The sequence below is a fragment of the Pararhodobacter oceanensis genome (genome assembly GCF_003076755.1).
Taxonomy (GTDB): domain Bacteria; phylum Pseudomonadota; class Alphaproteobacteria; order Rhodobacterales; family Rhodobacteraceae; genus Pararhodobacter; species Pararhodobacter oceanensis.
Map to the genome: position 1 here is coordinate 145,068 of NZ_QDKM01000002.1, position 17,149 is coordinate 162,216.

Consider the following 17,149-nt stretch of genomic DNA (forward strand, 5'->3'; position numbering starts at 1 on the left):
AGTCGATGACTCGGCGCGCCCCTAATGCCTGTGGTAAACGCGCGGAATGAAACCGAATTTTGCCCTCAAGCTGTCGAATGACGGCATCGAGCTGTTGCACCGCGACCCAAGTGGCTGGTTGTCACTGGGCGCGGTGAGCTTTGAAACCGATGATGTCGAGGCCGGCTGCGCCCGTCTTCTGGAGCACGCCAAGGCGTTGGCCCCGGACGGGGTGCGCACCAAGCTGGTGCTGCCCAACAGCCAGCTGCGCTATGCGACGGTGCTGGCGCCCGGCCCGACCGATGAGGCGCGGCGCTATCAGATCGAGGCCGAGATCGAGGCGTTGACCCCCTATGCGATCGACGAGGTGGTCTATGACTGGTCGGTGGAGGATGATCACGCGTTGATCGTGATCTGCGCCAAGGAAACTTTGGAGGAGGCCGAAGGGTTCTGCGAGGCCAGCGGGTTCAATCCGGTGTCTTTCGTTGCCGCGCCCGAGGCCGGTGAGTTCATGGGCGAGCCGAACCTTGGTCTGACGACGGTGGCGCCGGCCTATCTGCGCGCCGGTGAGACGGTGCAATTCGACGCCGAACCGGTGGTGGTGAGCGGCGTGGCGGCTTGGCCGGAGGTGGCTGCGGCGGCGAAGGCGGAGAAGGTGGCGCCGGAGAGTGGCAAGCCCGCGAATGCCAAGCCTGAGGGCGCCAAAGCGGACACCGCGAAGGCTGGGGCTGTAGGAGCTGCCAAGGCAGATGCCGGGGCTTCGGCGAAATCTGGGGCGGCGGGGAAGGCGGCGCTCAAGGATGGGCCGCGCGGTGCGACAGCGGGCAATGCGCCTGCCGCCGGGGCTGCCGCGACCGCGGCGGGCAAAGCCGCGATGGGCCGCGCCGCAATCCCGCCTGCAATTCCGCCCGCGCGGGCGAAAGTCACCGCGCAGCCGCGTCCGATTGAACCCACGCGCAAGCCCGACCCGCTGGGAGCGCCTGCCGAGCCGCGCTCGAAAGTCGGCGATCTGGTGCGCCGCATGGGCACCCGTTTGCGCCGTGAACAGGCGCAGGCCGCGGCGGTTGCGCCCGAGGCGTTGGATAAGACGCCGAGCGGGGGGGCTGGTGCGGCTTCGACTGCGGGTGCGGCTGGGGCCTCTGCGGCGCCGGTTGCTCCGAGCGCGAAACCCGCGGCATCGCCGCTGACCGGCAAAGCCGCTGCTGACGGCAAGGCTCCGGCGAAACCCGAGGCCGTGGTGCGGCCGGTGAGCGGATCGGGCAAGGCACCCGTGTCGCCGCCAGTGACGCCGCCGGTCAAAGCGCCCGCGAAACCGCCGCAGGGGGGCGACGCATCGGGCGATGCACCGAAAACGGATGCGCCGAAAACCGGCACGCCGAAATCTGACGCTCTGAAAGCCGCGACCGCGCCCGCTGTGGCCAAAGGGGGCGAGGCGGTGACGCCGCCGATCTCCTTTGCCTCGTCGCGCCGCCGCGCCGCGCCGGTGGTGGCGGCCAGCAATGACGCGCCCGCCAAGGGCGAGACGCCGGGCGGCCGATTGGCGGTGATGGCCGCAAGCACCGCCGCCGCCGAGCCCGGTTTCGTCGCGCGGGTGAGCGGCAAGGTCAAAGCCAGCGCCAGCCAGACGATTGCCCGCGCGCAGGCCCTGCGCGAGACCCGCGCGGCCAGCAAAGCCGCCGCCAAAGCCGCTGCGGCAGAGGCGGCGAAAACCGCGGCCCTGCAGGCGCCGGTAGCTGCGCCGACCGCCACTCCGACCAAATCGTCGACAGAGACACCGAAACCCGCGACCACGAGTGCTGCGAAATCCGCACCACTGGCGGGGGCTGGTGCGGGTCTTGGATCGGGGCTTGGGGCTGGGCTTGGCGCATCGGCAGCGGCGAAAACATCCGCTGCCAAGCCTTTAACCGGGGCCAATTCGGGCGCTCCGGCGACAGGCGCACCGGGCGCACTGGGCGGCGAGCGTGAGAAAACCGAAGCCGAGGCGATGACGATTTTCGGCGCCCGCGGCAATGTGCAGCCCGAGCGGAGCATCGGCGCGCGCGGCTTGATGGCCGGGGGCGGGGTGCTGCTTTTGGGCGTCGCGGCGGCGGTCTGGTTCACCTATTTCAACGCCGGCAGTGAGACGGCGGAACTGGCGCAACTGGACCCGGCGACCTCGGGCAGCCTGTCGGAAATCGCCGCGCCCGAAGACATCGAACCGATCACCCAAGGGCTGGCGGCAACGGGCGCGGATAGCACCCCCGCGATTGACGCCCCGCTGGGCGCCCCCGCCGAGGATGCCGCCGATACCACTGCTGCGGCGACGGTGGACGAGAGCCCTGCAGCAGAGGCGACGCAGAGCGCGGATGCGGGGGCGGAGGCGCCGCTGTCGGCTGATCCCGACAGCCTGCTCGAATCGCTGGTGCAGGAGGCGTTGAACGAAGCGCTGCCCGCCGAAACCCTTGAGCGCGCCGAACAGGTGACCGGTGCGGCCACGCCGGTTGAGGCTCCGGCGGAGGCGGCAAGCGAGCTGGCCGCGGCGACGCAGCCCAGCGATCCGCAAACCGGCGCGACCGAGCAGAGCGGCGCGGCTGCGCCGGAGCAGATCGAGGATTCGCCGCAACTGGCCACCGCGACCAGCACGGCGACGCGGCGGATGTCCTTGCCGGCGGGTTTCGACACCCCGGCACTGGAGGAATCCGCGTTCAGAACCCCGCCGCCACCACCGCCCTTTGGCACGGAATTCACCTTTGATGCCAATGGGTTGGTCGAAGCCACGCCCGAGGGTGCGCTGACCCCCTCAGGGGTGACGGTCTACGCGCGGCGTCCCGATGTGGCGCCGGTGGTGCGGCCTGAGGGCCTTGCGCCCGAGGCGGCGGTGGCGGCGGCCGTGGCAGAGGTGGTGTCCGAGGTTGCCGCCGAGGACGCGGCGACCGCGGCGGGGGGCGAGACGATCTCGGAGCCGGTGACATTGGTGCCCGATGACACGCCGCGCGCGGATCCGGCGCTGGCCGATGCGCGCCCGCAGCCACGCTCGGAGCGGGTGCGGTTGATCGGTGAGGAACTGGCGCCTGCGGATACGCCTGACCCTACGCCTGATCCTGCGGACAGCGGGGCGGCGCAACAGGATGCGGCGTTGTCACCTGAATTGGCACCTGAGGGCCCTGCCGCGGATGCGGCGCTGGCGTCTTTGGTTGACCCTGCGGTTGTCGCCGCCGATGCCCCTCCTCCCGGAGGGGTTTCGCTTGCGGCGCTGCGGCCACAGAACCGGCCCGGCGATCTGGTGCCGGCGGCGCTTTTGCCTGACCCCGCGCTGGATACTTCGGAGGCGACGCCGGAAGCGGTGGCGGTCTCGCGCGTGCCCTCGTCGCGGCCTGATGACATTGCCGAGCGTGCGCAGGCGGCTTTGGCGGCGGCGCAGGCGACGGCAGAGGCGGAGCGTAGCGCGGCGGCGGCACGGGCGGCAGCGCAGCCCGAGATCCCCAGTTCCGCCTCGGTGGCGCGGCAGGCGACGGAATCCGATGCGATCAACCTCGGGGAGGTGAATTTGATCGGGGTCTTCGGCACCGAGAGCGCGCGGCGGGCCTTGGTGCGCCTGTCGAGCGGGCGGGTCGTGCGGGTGAGCGTTGGCGACCGGCTGGATGGCGGGCAGGTGACGGCGATTGGCGAGAACGAGCTGCTCTATACGCGGCGCGGGCGCAACCAGCGGCTGGAGATCGGCGGCTGAGTAGGCGGGGCTGGTCAGTGAGAATGAGGTGAACGCGCGCCCGGGATGGTGCGCGTTTTGCGTTCCGCGGCTGCCGTATTAACCTTTTGGCCCGTGGGAACCACGGGCCGCGCCCGATCCTCCCCCCGGGAGGGCGCATTGGCGATGACCTGAGATGCGTGAGCGTCTTGGGTGCTTTTGAGCGCAGGCATTGTGGTAAGGTTTCGGGCGCCCACCCAGGGTCGGGCGCGTCCCTTATCGCTCTGTTACGGTGCGTGCGGAGCACACACCCTACGGGCGCCGGTCTTCAGGCGACGTTTTGCAGCGCCACTTCGGGGGTCACACCCAGCGCAAAACAGACATCGCGGGTCAGCGCGGGGCGGTTGAGCGTGTAGAAATGCAGCGCCTCGACCCCCTCATTGCGCAGCGTATCGCACATCTCGGTGCAGAGCGCGGTCGACAGAAGATCCTCGCGCCCGTCACGCGCCGCCTTGCCGTAAGCGTCATCCAGCCATGCCGGCACGCTGGTGCCCGCGGCCAAGGCAAAGCGGCGGATGCCGCTCCAGTTCTCGATCGGCATAATGCCGGGGGTGATCTTGCTGGCGTCGATCCCCGCCTTCTCGGCGGCGTCACGAAAACGCAGGAAAGTCTCGACCTCGAAAAAGAACTGGGTGATCGCCGAATCGGCGCCGGCCTCGAACTTGCGCTTGAGCCAGGTGATATCGGCCGCGCTATCGGCGGCGTCGGGATGAGGTTCAGGGTAGGCGCCCACACGCAGGGTGAAATCCCCCGCGCCGCGCAGGGCTTCGATCAGCGCGACACTATCGGCGAACCCCTCGGGATGGGGGGTGAACCCACCCTGACCCTTGGGCGGATCACCGCGCAGGGCGACGATGTCATTGACCCCGGCCTTGGCGTAATTCTGCGCGATTTCAAGGGTTTCCGCCTTGGTCGCATCGACGCAGGTCAGATGCGCCGCGACCTTGAGACCGAATTCCTTGCCGATGGTGGTCACCGCGTCATGGGTTAGCTTGCGCGTCGTGCCGCCCGCGCCATAGGTGACCGAGACGAACTCGGGCTTGAGCGGCGCCAGCATATGCACGGTTTCCCACAGCCGGAAGCTGGCATCCAAGGTTTTGGGCGGGAAGAATTCGAATGAAACGCGCGGTGCGGGCATGGTTGGCTCCTGTTTTTCGGCCCCCTTGTCGCATGTGCAGCAATGTGAGACAAATTCATAGTTTTCATCATCAATATGAATGGCACTGCAGGATGCATCTGGAATTTCGGCATTTGCGCACGATTCGCGCGATCCATCAGGCGGGCGGCGTGGGCCGCGCGGCGGAGCTTTTGAACCTCACGCAATCGGCGCTGAGCCATCAGGTCAAGGGGCTGGAGGATCAATGCGGCGTCGAGTTATTCGTACGCCGGACCAAGCCCTTGCGGCTGTCGGCGGCGGGGATGAAACTGCTGCGCTTGGCTGAGGATATATTGCCCAAGATCGACGCGGTCGAGGATGAATTCATCGCGCTGGTGGCGGGGAAATCGGGGCGTTTGCATATCGCCATCGAGTGCCACGCCTGTTTCGAGTGGCTGTTTCCGGTGCTGGAACGGTTCCGCCATGCCTGGCCGGATGTGGATGTCGATATCCGCCCCGGTCTGGCCTTTGGCGCGCTGCCGGCGCTGTCGCGCGAGGATGTGGATGTGGTGATTTCCTCGGATCCCGAGGATATCGACGGGCTGACCTTCACGCCGCTGTTTGACTATGAGCCGCGGTTTGTCGCCGCCGCCAACCATCCGCTGGCGCAGAAACCCTTTGTCGAGGCCGAGGATTTTCGCGACCAGCTGTTGATCACCTATCCGGTGGAGCGCGGGCGGCTGGATATTTTCACCGGCCTCTTGGGACCGGCGCGGATCGAGCCGCGGGGGGTGCGCCATGTGGAGCTGACCGCGGTGATCCTGATGCTGGTGGCCTCGGGGCGCGGGGTCTCGGTGCTGCCCGACTGGGTGCTGCGCGAGGTGAAATATTCCAGCGATTACGTGACCTTGCCGCTGACCGAGGGCGGGATGACCAAGCGCTTGTTTGCCGCGACCCGCAGTGAGGATGTGATGAAACCCTTCATGGCGCATTTCCTGCGGCTGGCCCATACCGAGCCGCTGAAATTGCAGCGTGCTTGAGTGTTAGGGCATTGATATGACGGTAAAAAACCTCTCAGATATGCGGCTGGTGGTGCTCACCGGTGCGGGGATTTCGGCGGAAAGCGGGCTTGGGACGTTTCGCGATGAGGGCGGGCTGTGGTCGCAATATGATCTGGAAGAGGTCGCCACGCCCGAAGGCTTCGCCCGCAACCCGCGCTTGGTGCATGATTTCTACAATGCGCGGCGTGAGAATTGCGCCAGTGCCGCGCCCAATGCCGCGCATCACGCTTTGGCGCGGCTGGAGGCGGCGCTGCCCGGGCAGGTGATGGTGGTGACGCAGAACGTCGATGATCTGCACACGCGCGCCGGGTCCGAGCGGGTGATCCAGATGCACGGCGCCTTGATGCGTGCGCTTTGCGCGGAATGTGGGCATGTCTGGCCAGCGCCCGCGGTGATGGCGCCCGAGGATCCTTGCCCCGCCTGCGCCCGCCCGGCGACGCGGCCCGATATCGTCTGGTTTGGCGAGATGCCCTATCATATGGACGAAATCCTGCAGGAACTCACCCGCGCCACGCATTTTGTCGCCATTGGCACTTCGGGGCAGGTCTATCCCGCCGCCGGTTTCGCGCAGGAGGCGCGGCGGGCGGGGGCGGAGTGTCTGGAGCTTAATCTCGACCCCTCGGATGTCTCGCCGGTGTTCCATCACCGCCAGTTCGGCCCCGCCACCCGGATCGTCCCCGCTTGGGTCGACACCCTGCTCGGCTGAACGCGCCCTCATCTGTCCAAAAATATCCTGGGGATGAATTGGCCGCAGGCCAAGAAGGGGCAAAGCCCCTTAAAGTCGCGTAAATATCAGGCGGTGGCGGAGTTTCTGCACTTGCACGGTCGGGCGATAAGCCTATCCTGCGCCCGTCAGGAGACGCTTATGCCGACCAGAAATCTCAACCTCATGGATTACTCCGAAATCACCAGTTCGGCGCCGATTGCGCTGCACTCGCACGGCTGGCGGGCGAAATGTCTGCAGCGGTTGGTGCGGCTGGAGTTGCCGGTGCCGAAGACCGTGGCGCTGTCCTTTGCGGCGGTGCGGGCGATTGCGGCGGGGTCGATCCCCGATCTGGGCACGATGGTCGGGCGGTTTGATGCGGGGCAATTGCTGTCGGTGCGGCCCTCGGCGGAAAATCCCGATTGGGGCGGGCCCGGTGCGATCCTGAACATCGGGATGAATGACGCGCGCCACGCCGAGATTGCGGCGCTGCATGGCGAGGCGGTGGCGACGGCGCTGTATCTTGGGTTTGTGCAGTCTTACGCGCAGCATGTGGCGCGGCTGGACCCGGATATGTTTTCCGAGGTGGAGCCGAGCGCCGCGGCCCTGCGTGCGGCGTTGCGCGATTACGAATCCGAGATGGAAGACCCGTTTCCGCAGGACCCCAAGCGGCAGTTGGCCGAGGTGTTGCGCTCGATGGCGCGGGCCTGGGAGGGAACCTCGGCGCGGCTGTTGCGGCAGGCGCGGGGGGCGCCCGCCGAGGCCGGTCTGGGGCTGGTGGTGCAGGCGATGGCGGCGGGCTACGGCTCCGAGACCTCGGGCACCGGCGTGATCCAGTTCATTGACGCCACCACCGGCACGCCGCAGATCACCGGTCGCTATGCGGCGCGCGGGCAGGGGCGCGATGAGGTCTCGGACAACCCGCGGGCGATCTATCTGACCCGTGACAAACGCGGCCCCTCGCTGGAGGAACAGCACCCCGAGGCTTTTGCGCAGTTGATCCGCCATGGTGCAATTTGCCGTGAGCGGCTGCGCGAGGAGATGCAGATCGAGTTCACCGTGGTGGATGGTGCGCTTTGGGTGCTGGATGCGCTGAAAGTGCAGCATTCGAGCCGCTCGGCGATCCGCACCGCCGTGTCGCTGGCCAATGACGGGGTGATCACCCGCAAAGAGGCGCTCTTGCGGGTCTCGCCGCTGACGCTGGCGGAACTGTTGCACCGGCAGGTTGATCCGCGCGGCAAACGCGATGTGCTGGTGCGCGGGATTGCCGCCAGCCCCGGTGCGGCGACCGGACGCTTGGTGTTCACCTCGCAGGCGGCGCAGGCCAGTGCCTCACGCGGTGAAAGCTGCATTCTGGCGCGGCGCGAAACCTCTCCGGAAGATATTCGCGGCATGCATGCGGCCTCGGGCGTGTTGACCGAGCGCGGCGGGATGACCAGCCATGCGGCGGTGATCGGGCGCGGGCTGGGGCTGCCCTGTATTGTGGGCGCGACCGGCGTGCGGATTGATCTGAAGGCTAAACAGATGCACACCGGCCGCGTGCTGCTGTCCGAGGGCGATCTGGTGACGATTGACGGCACCACCGGCGAATTGCTCAAGGGCACGGTTGATCTGCTGGATGCGGCGCAGGACGAGAGCTTCACCACGCTGCTGGAATGGGCCGATAATCTGCGCGATATCGACGTGCGCGCCAATGCCGATACGCCGACCGATGCGCGGATCGCGCGCGGGTTCAATGCCGGCGGTATCGGGCTGTGCCGCACCGAGCATATGTTCTTTGAGGACGACCGGCTGACGGTGATGCGTGAGATGATTTTCGCCGATACCGCACAGGACCGGGCGGCGGCGCTGGCGCGGCTGCTGCCGATGCAACGCTCGGATTTCATTGAGCTATTCTCGATCATGCAGGGGTTGCCGGTCTGTATCCGCCTGTTTGACCCGCCGCTGCACGAGTTCCTGCCGCACACCCGCGAAGGGATGGGGAAACTGGCCGACGCGCTGGACCTGCCCTTGTCCGAGGTGACGCGGCGGTCCGAGGATCTGGCCGAGTTCAACCCGATGCTGGGGCTGCGCGGCGTGCGGCTGGGGGTCACCGTGCCCGAGATCTACGAGATGCAGGCGCGGGCGATTTTCGAGGCCACCATCGAGACCGCGGACCGCGGCGAGAAGGTGGTGCCCGAGATCATGATCCCGCTGGTTTCGGCCAAACGCGAGGTGGAACTGGTCAAGGCGCGGATCGACGCGATTGCTGCCTCGGTGCGGGTGGAAAAGGGCACCGAGTTTGAATACCGGTTGGGCGTGATGGTCGAGACCCCGCGCGCCGCGCTGCGCGCCGCCGAGATCGCCCAGCACAGCGATTTCATGTCGTTCGGGACCAATGATTTGACCCAGATGACCTATGGGTTGTCGCGCGATGATGCGGGGAAATTCATGTCCTATTATGTGCAGGCGGGGGTCTATCCCGAGGACCCGTTTCATGTGCTTGATACCGACGGGGTTGGCGAGTTGCTGCTGATCGCCGCCGAGCGCGGGCGCAGCGTGCGCAAGGACCTGACGCTGTCGATTTGTGGCGAGCATGGCGGCAGCCCCGAATCGATTGCCTTCTGTCGCAACGCCGGCTTCGACTATGTGTCCTGCTCGGCCTACCGCGTGCCAGTGGCGCGGCTTGCTGCGGCGCAGCTAACGATTGGCGACAAGGATAAAGCCAAGGCAATGCCCGACCTGCGCTGAGGCTGTCGGCCCCGGCGCGGGGCTTTGATTCCGCGATGTTTTTTCGCATTTTTCGCCGCTGCTGCAGCATCACGGGAATGGCATGAATTGCACTGCGGCGAGGCGCGGCGGTTCTAGGCTTTTGATTTGTCTGCGAAATGGTGGACTTATCGGGCGTTTTGCGGTATTTCAATCATGGCTAACAGCGGCCTCCGGGGGGAGGGCGATCTGCGTTACGCCGCAAAACACCACAGAGTCATCACGTGAAATGTGATGAACCTGACGCCGCTGGCGGGGCCTTTTGGCTGCCATTGGCTGCCATTGGCTGACAGAGGATGGACGGTATGGGACTTGAAAACTGGCGCGCACCCCTTGGGGTGGCGATGGCTTTGAGCATGGCTTTTGCTGCACCTGCATCTTCGGAACTTCCGGTGGAGCAAAGTCTGGCGATGGCGCTGAGCACCGAACGCGCGGCGATGCGCAATGTGACGCCGACGATGGTCTCGCGGGTGACCTCGCCGCTGAATGATCCGGCGGCAATCCGGCGCTATGATCCGCATGTCCTGATGAGCCTGCCGCAGTCGAATGACGAGCAGGTGCGCTGTCTGCAAGAAGCGATTTACCATGAATCGCGCGGTGAGGATATCTATGGCCAGTTCGCTGTCGCCGAGGTGATCCTGAACCGTGTGGACCTGCCCAATTACCCCGCCGATGTTTGCGGCGTGGTGCGCCAGAACGCACATCGGATGAATGCCTGCCAGTTCAGCTATGCCTGCGACGGGCGCCCCGATGATATGACCGAGGGGCAGGCGCGGCGCCTGGCCGGAGCGATTGCGCAGGTGATGGTCTCGGGCGCGCCGCGTGAGTTGACCGATGGGGCGACGCATTTCCACACCACCGCCGTGCGCCCGCGCTGGTCGCGCAGTTTCGAGCGCACCGGCCAGTTCGGCTCGCATCTGTTTTACCGCGAACCGGTGCGGCTTTCGAGCAATTGAGCGGGGCACGCGGTTGGTAGCGGGGGCGGTAGATTCGGGGCGCTGGATCGTTCTGACGCGGAAAATTGCGCTGCGCTTCAATCGGGGGCTGTGACGTTGCGGCGATAAGCGCTATGACCGGCGGGAAAACCGTGTCAGCGCCGTTTTGCGGCAATCGCGAGGCCCCCCAATGAGCAGCAGTAGCAGCAGTAGCCATCTGGCGTTTGCCCATCCCGAAGAGCGCGCCGCGGCGACCGCTTCGGCGGATCCGCGCGACCGGATTTCCCTGCGCGACTATATGGTTGATGTCGAGATCGGGGCTTTCCAGACCGAGCGCGGGCTGACCCAGCGGTTGATGTTCAACATCGTGGTTGAGGTGCAGCCGCAGGCGGCGCCGCTGGATGATGATGTCGATAAGATCATGTCTTATGACCGGATCACCGAGGCGATCTCGGATGAATTGGCGGCGGGGCGGGTGAACCTGCTGGAGACGCTGGCCGAACATGTGGCCGAGCGGATACTGGCCGCGCCGCAAGCGATGCGGGCCTTTGTGCGGATCGAGAAACTGGATCGCGGGCCGTTCAAACTGGGCGTGGATATCGTCCGCACCCGTGCCGCGACGCCGGTGCAGGCGCAGACGGATGATGGTGCGGTGCTGCATCCGGTGGTGGCGTTTTTCGACAATGCGATGATCGCGGATGCGGCTCTGGTCGCGCGTGTGGCCGGGCTGGAAGCGCGCGGCGCGCCCTTGGTGCTTTGTGTTGGCATGCCCGAGGTAGCACCGGCGCAGGTCGGCATTGATGTGGTGCAAAAGCGCATTGATCTGCTGGCAATTGAACAGAACGCATGGGTGCTGGCCGCGCGCAACCGTGACTGGCTGGTGGTCGATAGCCGCACCGAGATTGACTGGGCGATCCGGCAGGGCAAGACGATTGTCTGGGCGCCCCCGAAACTGGTGCTGGATGCGGTGGATAGCCCCTTGGACCGCGCCTCGGATGGGGCGGCTCTGGCGCTCTGGCTGGCCGAGGAGCTGGCGGCGCAGGCGCTGGTGATGCCCGAGGGGCAGAAGCTGTCGGCAGGAAGTCGCGTGCCGGTTGAAACATTTGCCGAACAGGCGGGGTGATGGCTTGCCAAGCCCCGCGCGCTTGGCTTACCGGACAGGGATGATGTATCACCACCCGCGCGCCCGCACTGATTTGCCCCGCTCAAAGACCGCTCTGGCCTTGGCCGGATCGGCGCATGTCTGGTTTGACACGGTTGATCATTTTGATGCCGAGGGCAGCGCAGAGGCGGCGGCGTTTGACCCCGCCAAGCTAGCCCAGCCGCGCGCGGTCTTGCCCGGATTGCCCAGCGACCGGCCCTTGGTGATGGGGATATTGAACGTCACGCCGGACAGTTTCTCGGATGGCGGGGTGCTCTATGCCGAGGATAGCGCGCGGACCATCTCGCAGGTCGTGGAGCGCGCGCGGGCGATGGTCGCGGCGGGTGTCGATATTCTGGATATCGGCGGCGAGAGCACGCGACCGGGGGCGGCGGATGTGCCGGTGACCGAGGAAATCAATCGCACCGCGCCGGTGATCACGGCCATTCGCGCCGAGGGGATCACCACGCCGATCTCGATTGATACCCGCAAATCCGCCGTCGCCGAGGCGGCGCTCAAGGCGGGTGCGGATATCATTAATGACGTTTCGGCGCTGAGCCATGATCCCTCGCTGGGCGTGTTGGCGGCGGCGGCGGGGGTGCCGATCTGCCTGATGCATGCGCAGGGCACGCCGCAGACGATGCAGAAAGATCCACAGTATTCCAATGTCTTGACCGAGGTCTACGACCATCTCGCGCGGCGGATGGAGCTGGCTGTTGGCATGGGGATTGACCCGGCGCGGGTGATTGTCGATCCGGGCATTGGCTTTGGCAAGACGATGGCGCACAACTTGGACCTGCTGCGCGGGTTGTCGCTGTATCACGGCTTGGGCGCGCCGATCCTTCTGGGGGCCTCGCGCAAGCGGTTTATCGGCACGATTTCCGGTGTCGAAGAGGCGGGCGCGCGGATGCCGGGGTCGGTCGCGGTGGCCTTGATGGCGGCGGGGCAGGGCGCGCAGATTTTGCGCGTGCATGACGTGGCCGAGACGGTGCAGGCTTTGGCCCTGTGGCGGGCGCTGACGGCTGACGGGGCGGCGATTTAAGGCGCGGATTTAAAGAACGAGTTTTTGAGGAGGCATTGATGAGCAGAAAATACTTTGGCACCGACGGGATGCGCGGGCAGGCGAATAGCTGGCCGATGACCGCCGAGATTGCGCTGAAACTGGGTGCCGCTGCGGGGCAGTATTTTCGCACTGACGGGCTGAACGGCCACCGTGTGGTGATCGGCAAGGACACGCGGCGCTCGTGCTATATGATCGAACATGCGCTGACCGCGGGGCTGACCTCGAGCGGGATGAATGTGTTTCTGCTGGGGCCGGTGCCGACGCCGGCGGTGGGGCTGTTGACCCGCTCGATGCGCGCCGATCTGGGGATCATGATTTCCGCCAGCCATAATCCGGCGACCGACAACGGGATCAAGTTTTTCGGGCCGGACGGGTTTAAACTCTCGGATAGTGCGGAGAAAGAGATCGAAGCGATCCTCGATGCCGGTGCCGATCTGGTCGCGCCCTTGGAGATCGGGCGCGCGCGGCGGGTTGATGACGGGCGCGGGCGCTATGTGGAATACGCGAAAACCACCCTGCCCAAGGGCGCCTCGCTGCGCGGGTTGAAGGTGGTGATCGATTGCGCCAATGGCGCGGCCTATAAGGCGGCGCCCGAGGTGCTCTGGGAGTTGGGCGCCGAGGTGATTCCGGTCGGGGTGACGCCGGACGGCTATAACATCAACCGCGAGGTCGGCTCGACCCATCCGCGCGCGGCCGCCGAAGCGGTGGTGGCGAATGGCGCGGATCTGGGGATTTGCCTTGATGGCGACGCCGACCGCGTGTTGATCATCGACGAGCATGGCAATTCGGCGGATGGCGACCAGATCATGGCGCTGATGGCGCGGCGCTGGGCCGAGGCCGAGCGGCTCAATGACGGGACGCTGGTGGCGACGGTGATGTCGAACCTCGGGCTGGAGCGGCATCTGGACTCGCTGGGTCTGTCGCTGGAGCGCACCGGTGTTGGCGACCGCTATGTGGTCGAGCGGATGCGCGAGCGCGGGCTCAATCTGGGCGGCGAGCAGTCGGGGCATATCGTGATGACCGATTACGGCACCACCGGCGACGGGCTGATCGCGGGGCTGCAATTCCTGATGGCGATGGTCGATAGCGGGTTGCCCGCCAGCAGCCTGACCCGCCAGTTCGAGCCGGTGCCGCAGAAGCTGCAGAATGTGCGGTTTTCTAACGGGCAGGCGCCGATGGAGGCGCTGCAGGTCAAAGAGGCGATCCGCGACGCCGAGGCGCGTTTGCAGGGCTGCGGGCGGCTGTTGATCCGCAAATCCGGCACCGAGCCTTTGGTGCGGGTGATGGTCGAATGCGAGGACACCGGCATGCTGGACGAGATCGTCGGCGGCTTGGTGCAGGAGATCGAGGCGGCGCTGTAAGGGTTAGCGGGTCTATGCGCCGGGGCGCGAGGAGAGCCCGCGAAAGGCGATGCGGCTGACCAGAAGCCCGCTCAGGATCAGCGCCAGCGCGATGATGAATTGCGCGGGCAGGGGCTCGGCCAGCAAGAGCGTGCCGAAGATCACCGACCAGACCGGCACCTGATAATTGGTCTGGGTCAGGAAGGTCGGCCCCGCGGTGCGGATCACATGCACGAGGATCAGCGTGGCCAGCGCGGTCGGAAAGACCCCGAGATAGAGGATCGCCAAGAGCGCCGAGGTGGGGGGCATCTGCGCGGGCACGCCCTCGACGGTGAGCGTTACCAGCAGCATCATCACCGAGGCGATCAACAGGGCGGCGGTGGAAAAGGCGATCGGATCGACCGGCGGGCAGCGCCGCGTGATGATCGAGCCGATGGCATAGCAGAGCGCGGCGCCGATGCAGATCACGCGGGCGATAGGCTCGAGACTGGCGCCGCCGGAGTGGAGCGCGTCGGAGCCGATCAGGAGCGCCACGCCGATCAGCCCGAGCAGAAAGCCCAAGAGCCGCGGCAGGGTCAGACGCTCACCCGGCAGCATCAGATGCGCCATCACCAAGGTGAACAGCGGCACCAGCGCCATGGTGATCCCGGCGAAGCCCGAGGTCACATGTAGCTGCGCCCATGACAGCAGGCTGAATGGCAGCGCGTTGGAAAACAGCGCCATGCCCGCCGCGTGCAGCCAGATTTTACGGTCGCGGCGCAGGGAGGGCAGCGGCAGGCGGCGGATCAGGCATAGCAAGCTGAGGATCAGCGCGGCGATGGCGATACGCAGGGTGCTGATGCCAAGCGGGCCGATGCCGTTGAGCGAGAGTTGCACCATCATAAAAGAGGCGCCCCAGATCAGCCCGAGAAGGGCGATCTCGAGCCAGTTGAACAGGGTCGGGCGGCTGGGGCTGGCGATTTGCGACACGGCGGGCTTCCTGCAATGATGGGGTTTGCGTGGCATGGATGTTGAACTTGTGCAAGACAATCCCCCTCGTCAGGCGGTTTGCATTGTGCGAATGTTGGATTTCTGAAACCGGTGGAGGGACGTGTGGCCAAGGTAAAACCGCCGAACCCCGATGACTTGGTGTCTGACATTTCCGCTGCGATGCCGCTGAGGGCGGCGGGGTTTCTCGTCACGCTGTATGGCGATGCGGTGGTGCCGCGGGGCGCCGAGGTCTGGATGGGCGCGATCATCGAGACCTGCGCGCAGGTCGGGTTTAGCGAGACTTTGGTGCGCACCGCGGTCTCGCGGCTGGTCGCCGCCGGACAATTGGAGGGCGCGCGGCGCGGGCGGCGCAGTTTCTACCGGCTGACCGCGAGCGCGCAGGCGGAATACGCGGAGGCGGCGGGGCTGATCTATGGCGCGCCCGATCCCTGCGGCTGGCGGTTTGTCTATCTGCCCGCCGAGGGCGCCGATGCGGTGATGAGCGGGCTCGAGCGGCAGGGCTATGCGCGGCTGCGCGCGCAACTGGCGGTGGGTCCGGCGCGGGGTCCGGTGCCGCAGGGCTTGCTGGCGTTTGAGGCGGAGCCGACGGGCGACACCGCGCTCTTGCCGCAGTTTGTCGCGCAGATGTTCAACCTGACCCCGCATGTCCGCGCCTATGCCGATCTGATCCAGCAATTCGCGCCGGTGCTGCCGCTGGCGCCGCGGATTGGCGGGCCGCAGGCTTTGGCGCTGAGGTTACTATTGGTGCACGGCTGGCGCTCGGCCCTGCAGCATGATCCGCGTCTGCCCGAAGAGGCGCTGCCCAAGGATTGGCCCGGACATGCGGCGCGGACCCTGTTTGCGCGGCTCTATCTGGCGCTGTCACCGGCGGCTGATTCGCATATCGCGGCGCATTTCGGCGCTGAGACTGCGGGATTGACCGACTCGGAGCCGCGTGATCATCCTTATTTGACCCAGTTGCGCGAGATGGCGGCGCAGGCCGGAGGCGCGTGATTTCAGCCGCTTGCGCGATATGGCACAGATTGGCGCGAGAAAATCGTTGATTTGTGATGTGTCGAAACTTATACCATGACCGAGCGGTCAGTGAATGGGCGCGGTCAGGATCAGGACGGGAGGCCTTATGACTGAAGCCTTTATTTGCGACGCGGTGCGCACGCCAGTGGGACGTTACGGCGGCGCGTTGTCTTCGGTGCGCGCCGATGATCTGGCGGCGGCGCCGATCCGCGCGCTGATGGAGCGCAACGCCGAGACCGATTGGGCGCAGGTTGATGATGTGATCTACGGCTGCGCCAATCAGGCGGGCGAGGACAACCGCAACGTCGCGCGGATGGCAGTGTTGCTGGCCGGCATGCCGGTGTCTGTGCCGGGGACGACGATCAACCGGCTTTGTGGTTCGGGCATGGATGCGGTTGGCATGGCGGCGCGGGCGATCAGGGCGGGCGACTGCGATATGTTGATCGCGGGCGGCGTCGAAAGCATGAGCCGCGCGCCCTTTGTGATGCCCAAAGCAACCTCGGCGTTTTCGCGTGCCAATGCGGTGTTTGATACGACAATCGGCTGGCGGTTCATCAATCCGGCACTGAAGGCGGCGTTCGGCGTCGATTCAATGCCCGAGACTGCCGATAACGTGGCCGAAGATTGGGGCATCAGCCGCGAAGATCAGGACGCGATGGCGCTGCGCAGCCAGCAAAAATGGGCGGCGGCGCAGGCGGCGGGGCTGTTCGCGGATGAGATTGCGCCGGTGAGCATTCCGCAGCGCAAAGGTGATCCGATTGTCGTCGATACCGACGAGCACCCGCGCCCGCAGACCGATGCCGCGGCTTTGGCGAAACTGCGCGGGATCAATGGTGCCGAGATGACGGTGACGGCGGGCAATGCCAGCGGCGTCAATGACGGGGCGGCGGCGCTGGTGGTGGCCTCGGAGGAGAGCGCCAAGGCCAACGGGCTGACCCCGCGGGCGCGGATCGTCGGCATGGCGGCGGCGGGGATCGAACCGCGGGTGATGGGTGCCGGTCCGGTGCCGGCGGTGCGCAAGCTTTTGGCGCGCACGGGGCTGAGCATCGACGCGATGGATGTGATAGAATTGAACGAGGCCTTTGCCGCGCAGGGGCTGGCGGTGTTGCGCGATCTGGGCGTCGCCGATGACGATCCAAGGGTCAATCCGATGGGCGGGGCGATTGCGCTGGGCCATCCGTTGGGGATGTCGGGCGCGCGTCTGGTCGGCACCGCGATGTGGCAATTGCAGCGCAGCGGCGGGCGTTATGCGCTGTGCACGATGTGCGTCGGCGTCGGGCAGGGGATTGCCTTGATACTGGAACGGGCCTGAAACGCGCCGGTTTGAGGCGCGCAGGTCTGGGAACGCGCAGGTT

12 protein-coding genes are annotated in these 17,149 nt (G+C 66.3%); 10 read left to right on the top strand and 2 right to left on the bottom strand.

All coding sequences use genetic code 11. The annotated features are described in order from the left end of the window. Nucleotides 1-46 precede the first annotated feature (46 nt). Nucleotides 47-3,685, top strand: a complete 3,639-nt coding sequence (locus tag DDE20_RS18965) for a hypothetical protein (RefSeq protein WP_165814428.1) — start codon at nt 47-49, stop codon at nt 3,683-3,685. Nucleotides 3,686-3,971: 286 nt separating this feature from the next. Here DDE20_RS18965 and DDE20_RS05130 read toward each other — a convergent pair whose 3' ends face one another. Further along, nucleotides 3,972-4,841 carry a methylenetetrahydrofolate reductase gene (locus tag DDE20_RS05130; protein WP_116557403.1) on the bottom strand — a complete coding sequence of 290 codons (870 nt, stop codon included), beginning with the start codon at nt 4,839-4,841 and terminating at the stop codon, nt 3,972-3,974. A 92-nt stretch (nt 4,842-4,933) separates the two neighbouring features. Between DDE20_RS05130 and DDE20_RS05135 the strand changes: the two genes are divergently transcribed. From DDE20_RS05135 to glmM, 7 genes are all read left to right on the top strand, one after another. Beyond that, entirely contained in the window at nt 4,934-5,839 is a 906-nt protein-coding gene (locus DDE20_RS05135) for a LysR family transcriptional regulator (RefSeq protein ID WP_116557404.1), read from the top strand. A gap of 16 nt (nt 5,840-5,855) precedes the next feature. Beyond that, nucleotides 5,856-6,566, top strand: a complete 711-nt coding sequence (locus tag DDE20_RS05140; RefSeq protein WP_240607847.1) for an NAD-dependent deacylase — start codon at nt 5,856-5,858, stop codon at nt 6,564-6,566. A 159-nt stretch (nt 6,567-6,725) separates the two neighbouring features. Beyond that, nucleotides 6,726-9,293: a putative PEP-binding protein gene (locus DDE20_RS05145; RefSeq protein ID WP_116557406.1), complete on the top strand. Its 2,568-nt coding sequence runs from the start codon at nt 6,726-6,728 to the stop codon at nt 9,291-9,293. A gap of 323 nt (nt 9,294-9,616) precedes the next feature. Next, on the top strand, nt 9,617-10,267 hold the full coding sequence (locus tag DDE20_RS05150; protein WP_240607848.1) for a cell wall hydrolase: 651 nt from the start codon (nt 9,617-9,619) through the stop codon (nt 10,265-10,267). 169 nt (nt 10,268-10,436) lie between these two features. Continuing rightward, a complete protein-coding gene (locus DDE20_RS05155) occupies nt 10,437-11,369 on the top strand; it encodes a dihydroneopterin aldolase (protein ID WP_116557407.1) in 933 nt (310 codons plus the stop codon). 40 nt (nt 11,370-11,409) lie between these two features. Then, nucleotides 11,410-12,429, top strand: coding sequence for a dihydropteroate synthase (gene folP / locus DDE20_RS05160; RefSeq protein ID WP_116557408.1), 1,020 nt, complete (start codon nt 11,410-11,412; stop codon nt 12,427-12,429). A gap of 38 nt (nt 12,430-12,467) precedes the next feature. Continuing rightward, the gene (gene glmM, locus DDE20_RS05165; RefSeq protein ID WP_116557409.1) at nt 12,468-13,811 is read left to right on the top strand and encodes a phosphoglucosamine mutase; all 1,344 of its coding nucleotides are present in this window, start codon (nt 12,468-12,470) and stop codon (nt 13,809-13,811) included. 12 nt (nt 13,812-13,823) lie between these two features. Here glmM and DDE20_RS05170 read toward each other — a convergent pair whose 3' ends face one another. Next, nucleotides 13,824-14,759, bottom strand: a complete 936-nt coding sequence (locus DDE20_RS05170) for a DMT family transporter (protein WP_240607849.1) — start codon at nt 14,757-14,759, stop codon at nt 13,824-13,826. 123 nt (nt 14,760-14,882) lie between these two features. Here DDE20_RS05170 and DDE20_RS05175 point away from each other — a divergent pair, with 123 nt between their 5' ends. Together DDE20_RS05175 and pcaF are read left to right on the top strand one after the other, a co-directional pair. Beyond that, complete coding sequence (locus tag DDE20_RS05175; protein WP_116557411.1) at nt 14,883-15,773, top strand: PaaX family transcriptional regulator C-terminal domain-containing protein; 891 nt, start codon at nt 14,883-14,885, stop codon at nt 15,771-15,773. Nucleotides 15,774-15,900: 127 nt separating this feature from the next. Continuing rightward, entirely contained in the window at nt 15,901-17,106 is a 1,206-nt protein-coding gene (pcaF, locus tag DDE20_RS05180) for a 3-oxoadipyl-CoA thiolase (protein WP_116557412.1), read from the top strand. Nucleotides 17,107-17,149 lie beyond the last annotated feature (43 nt).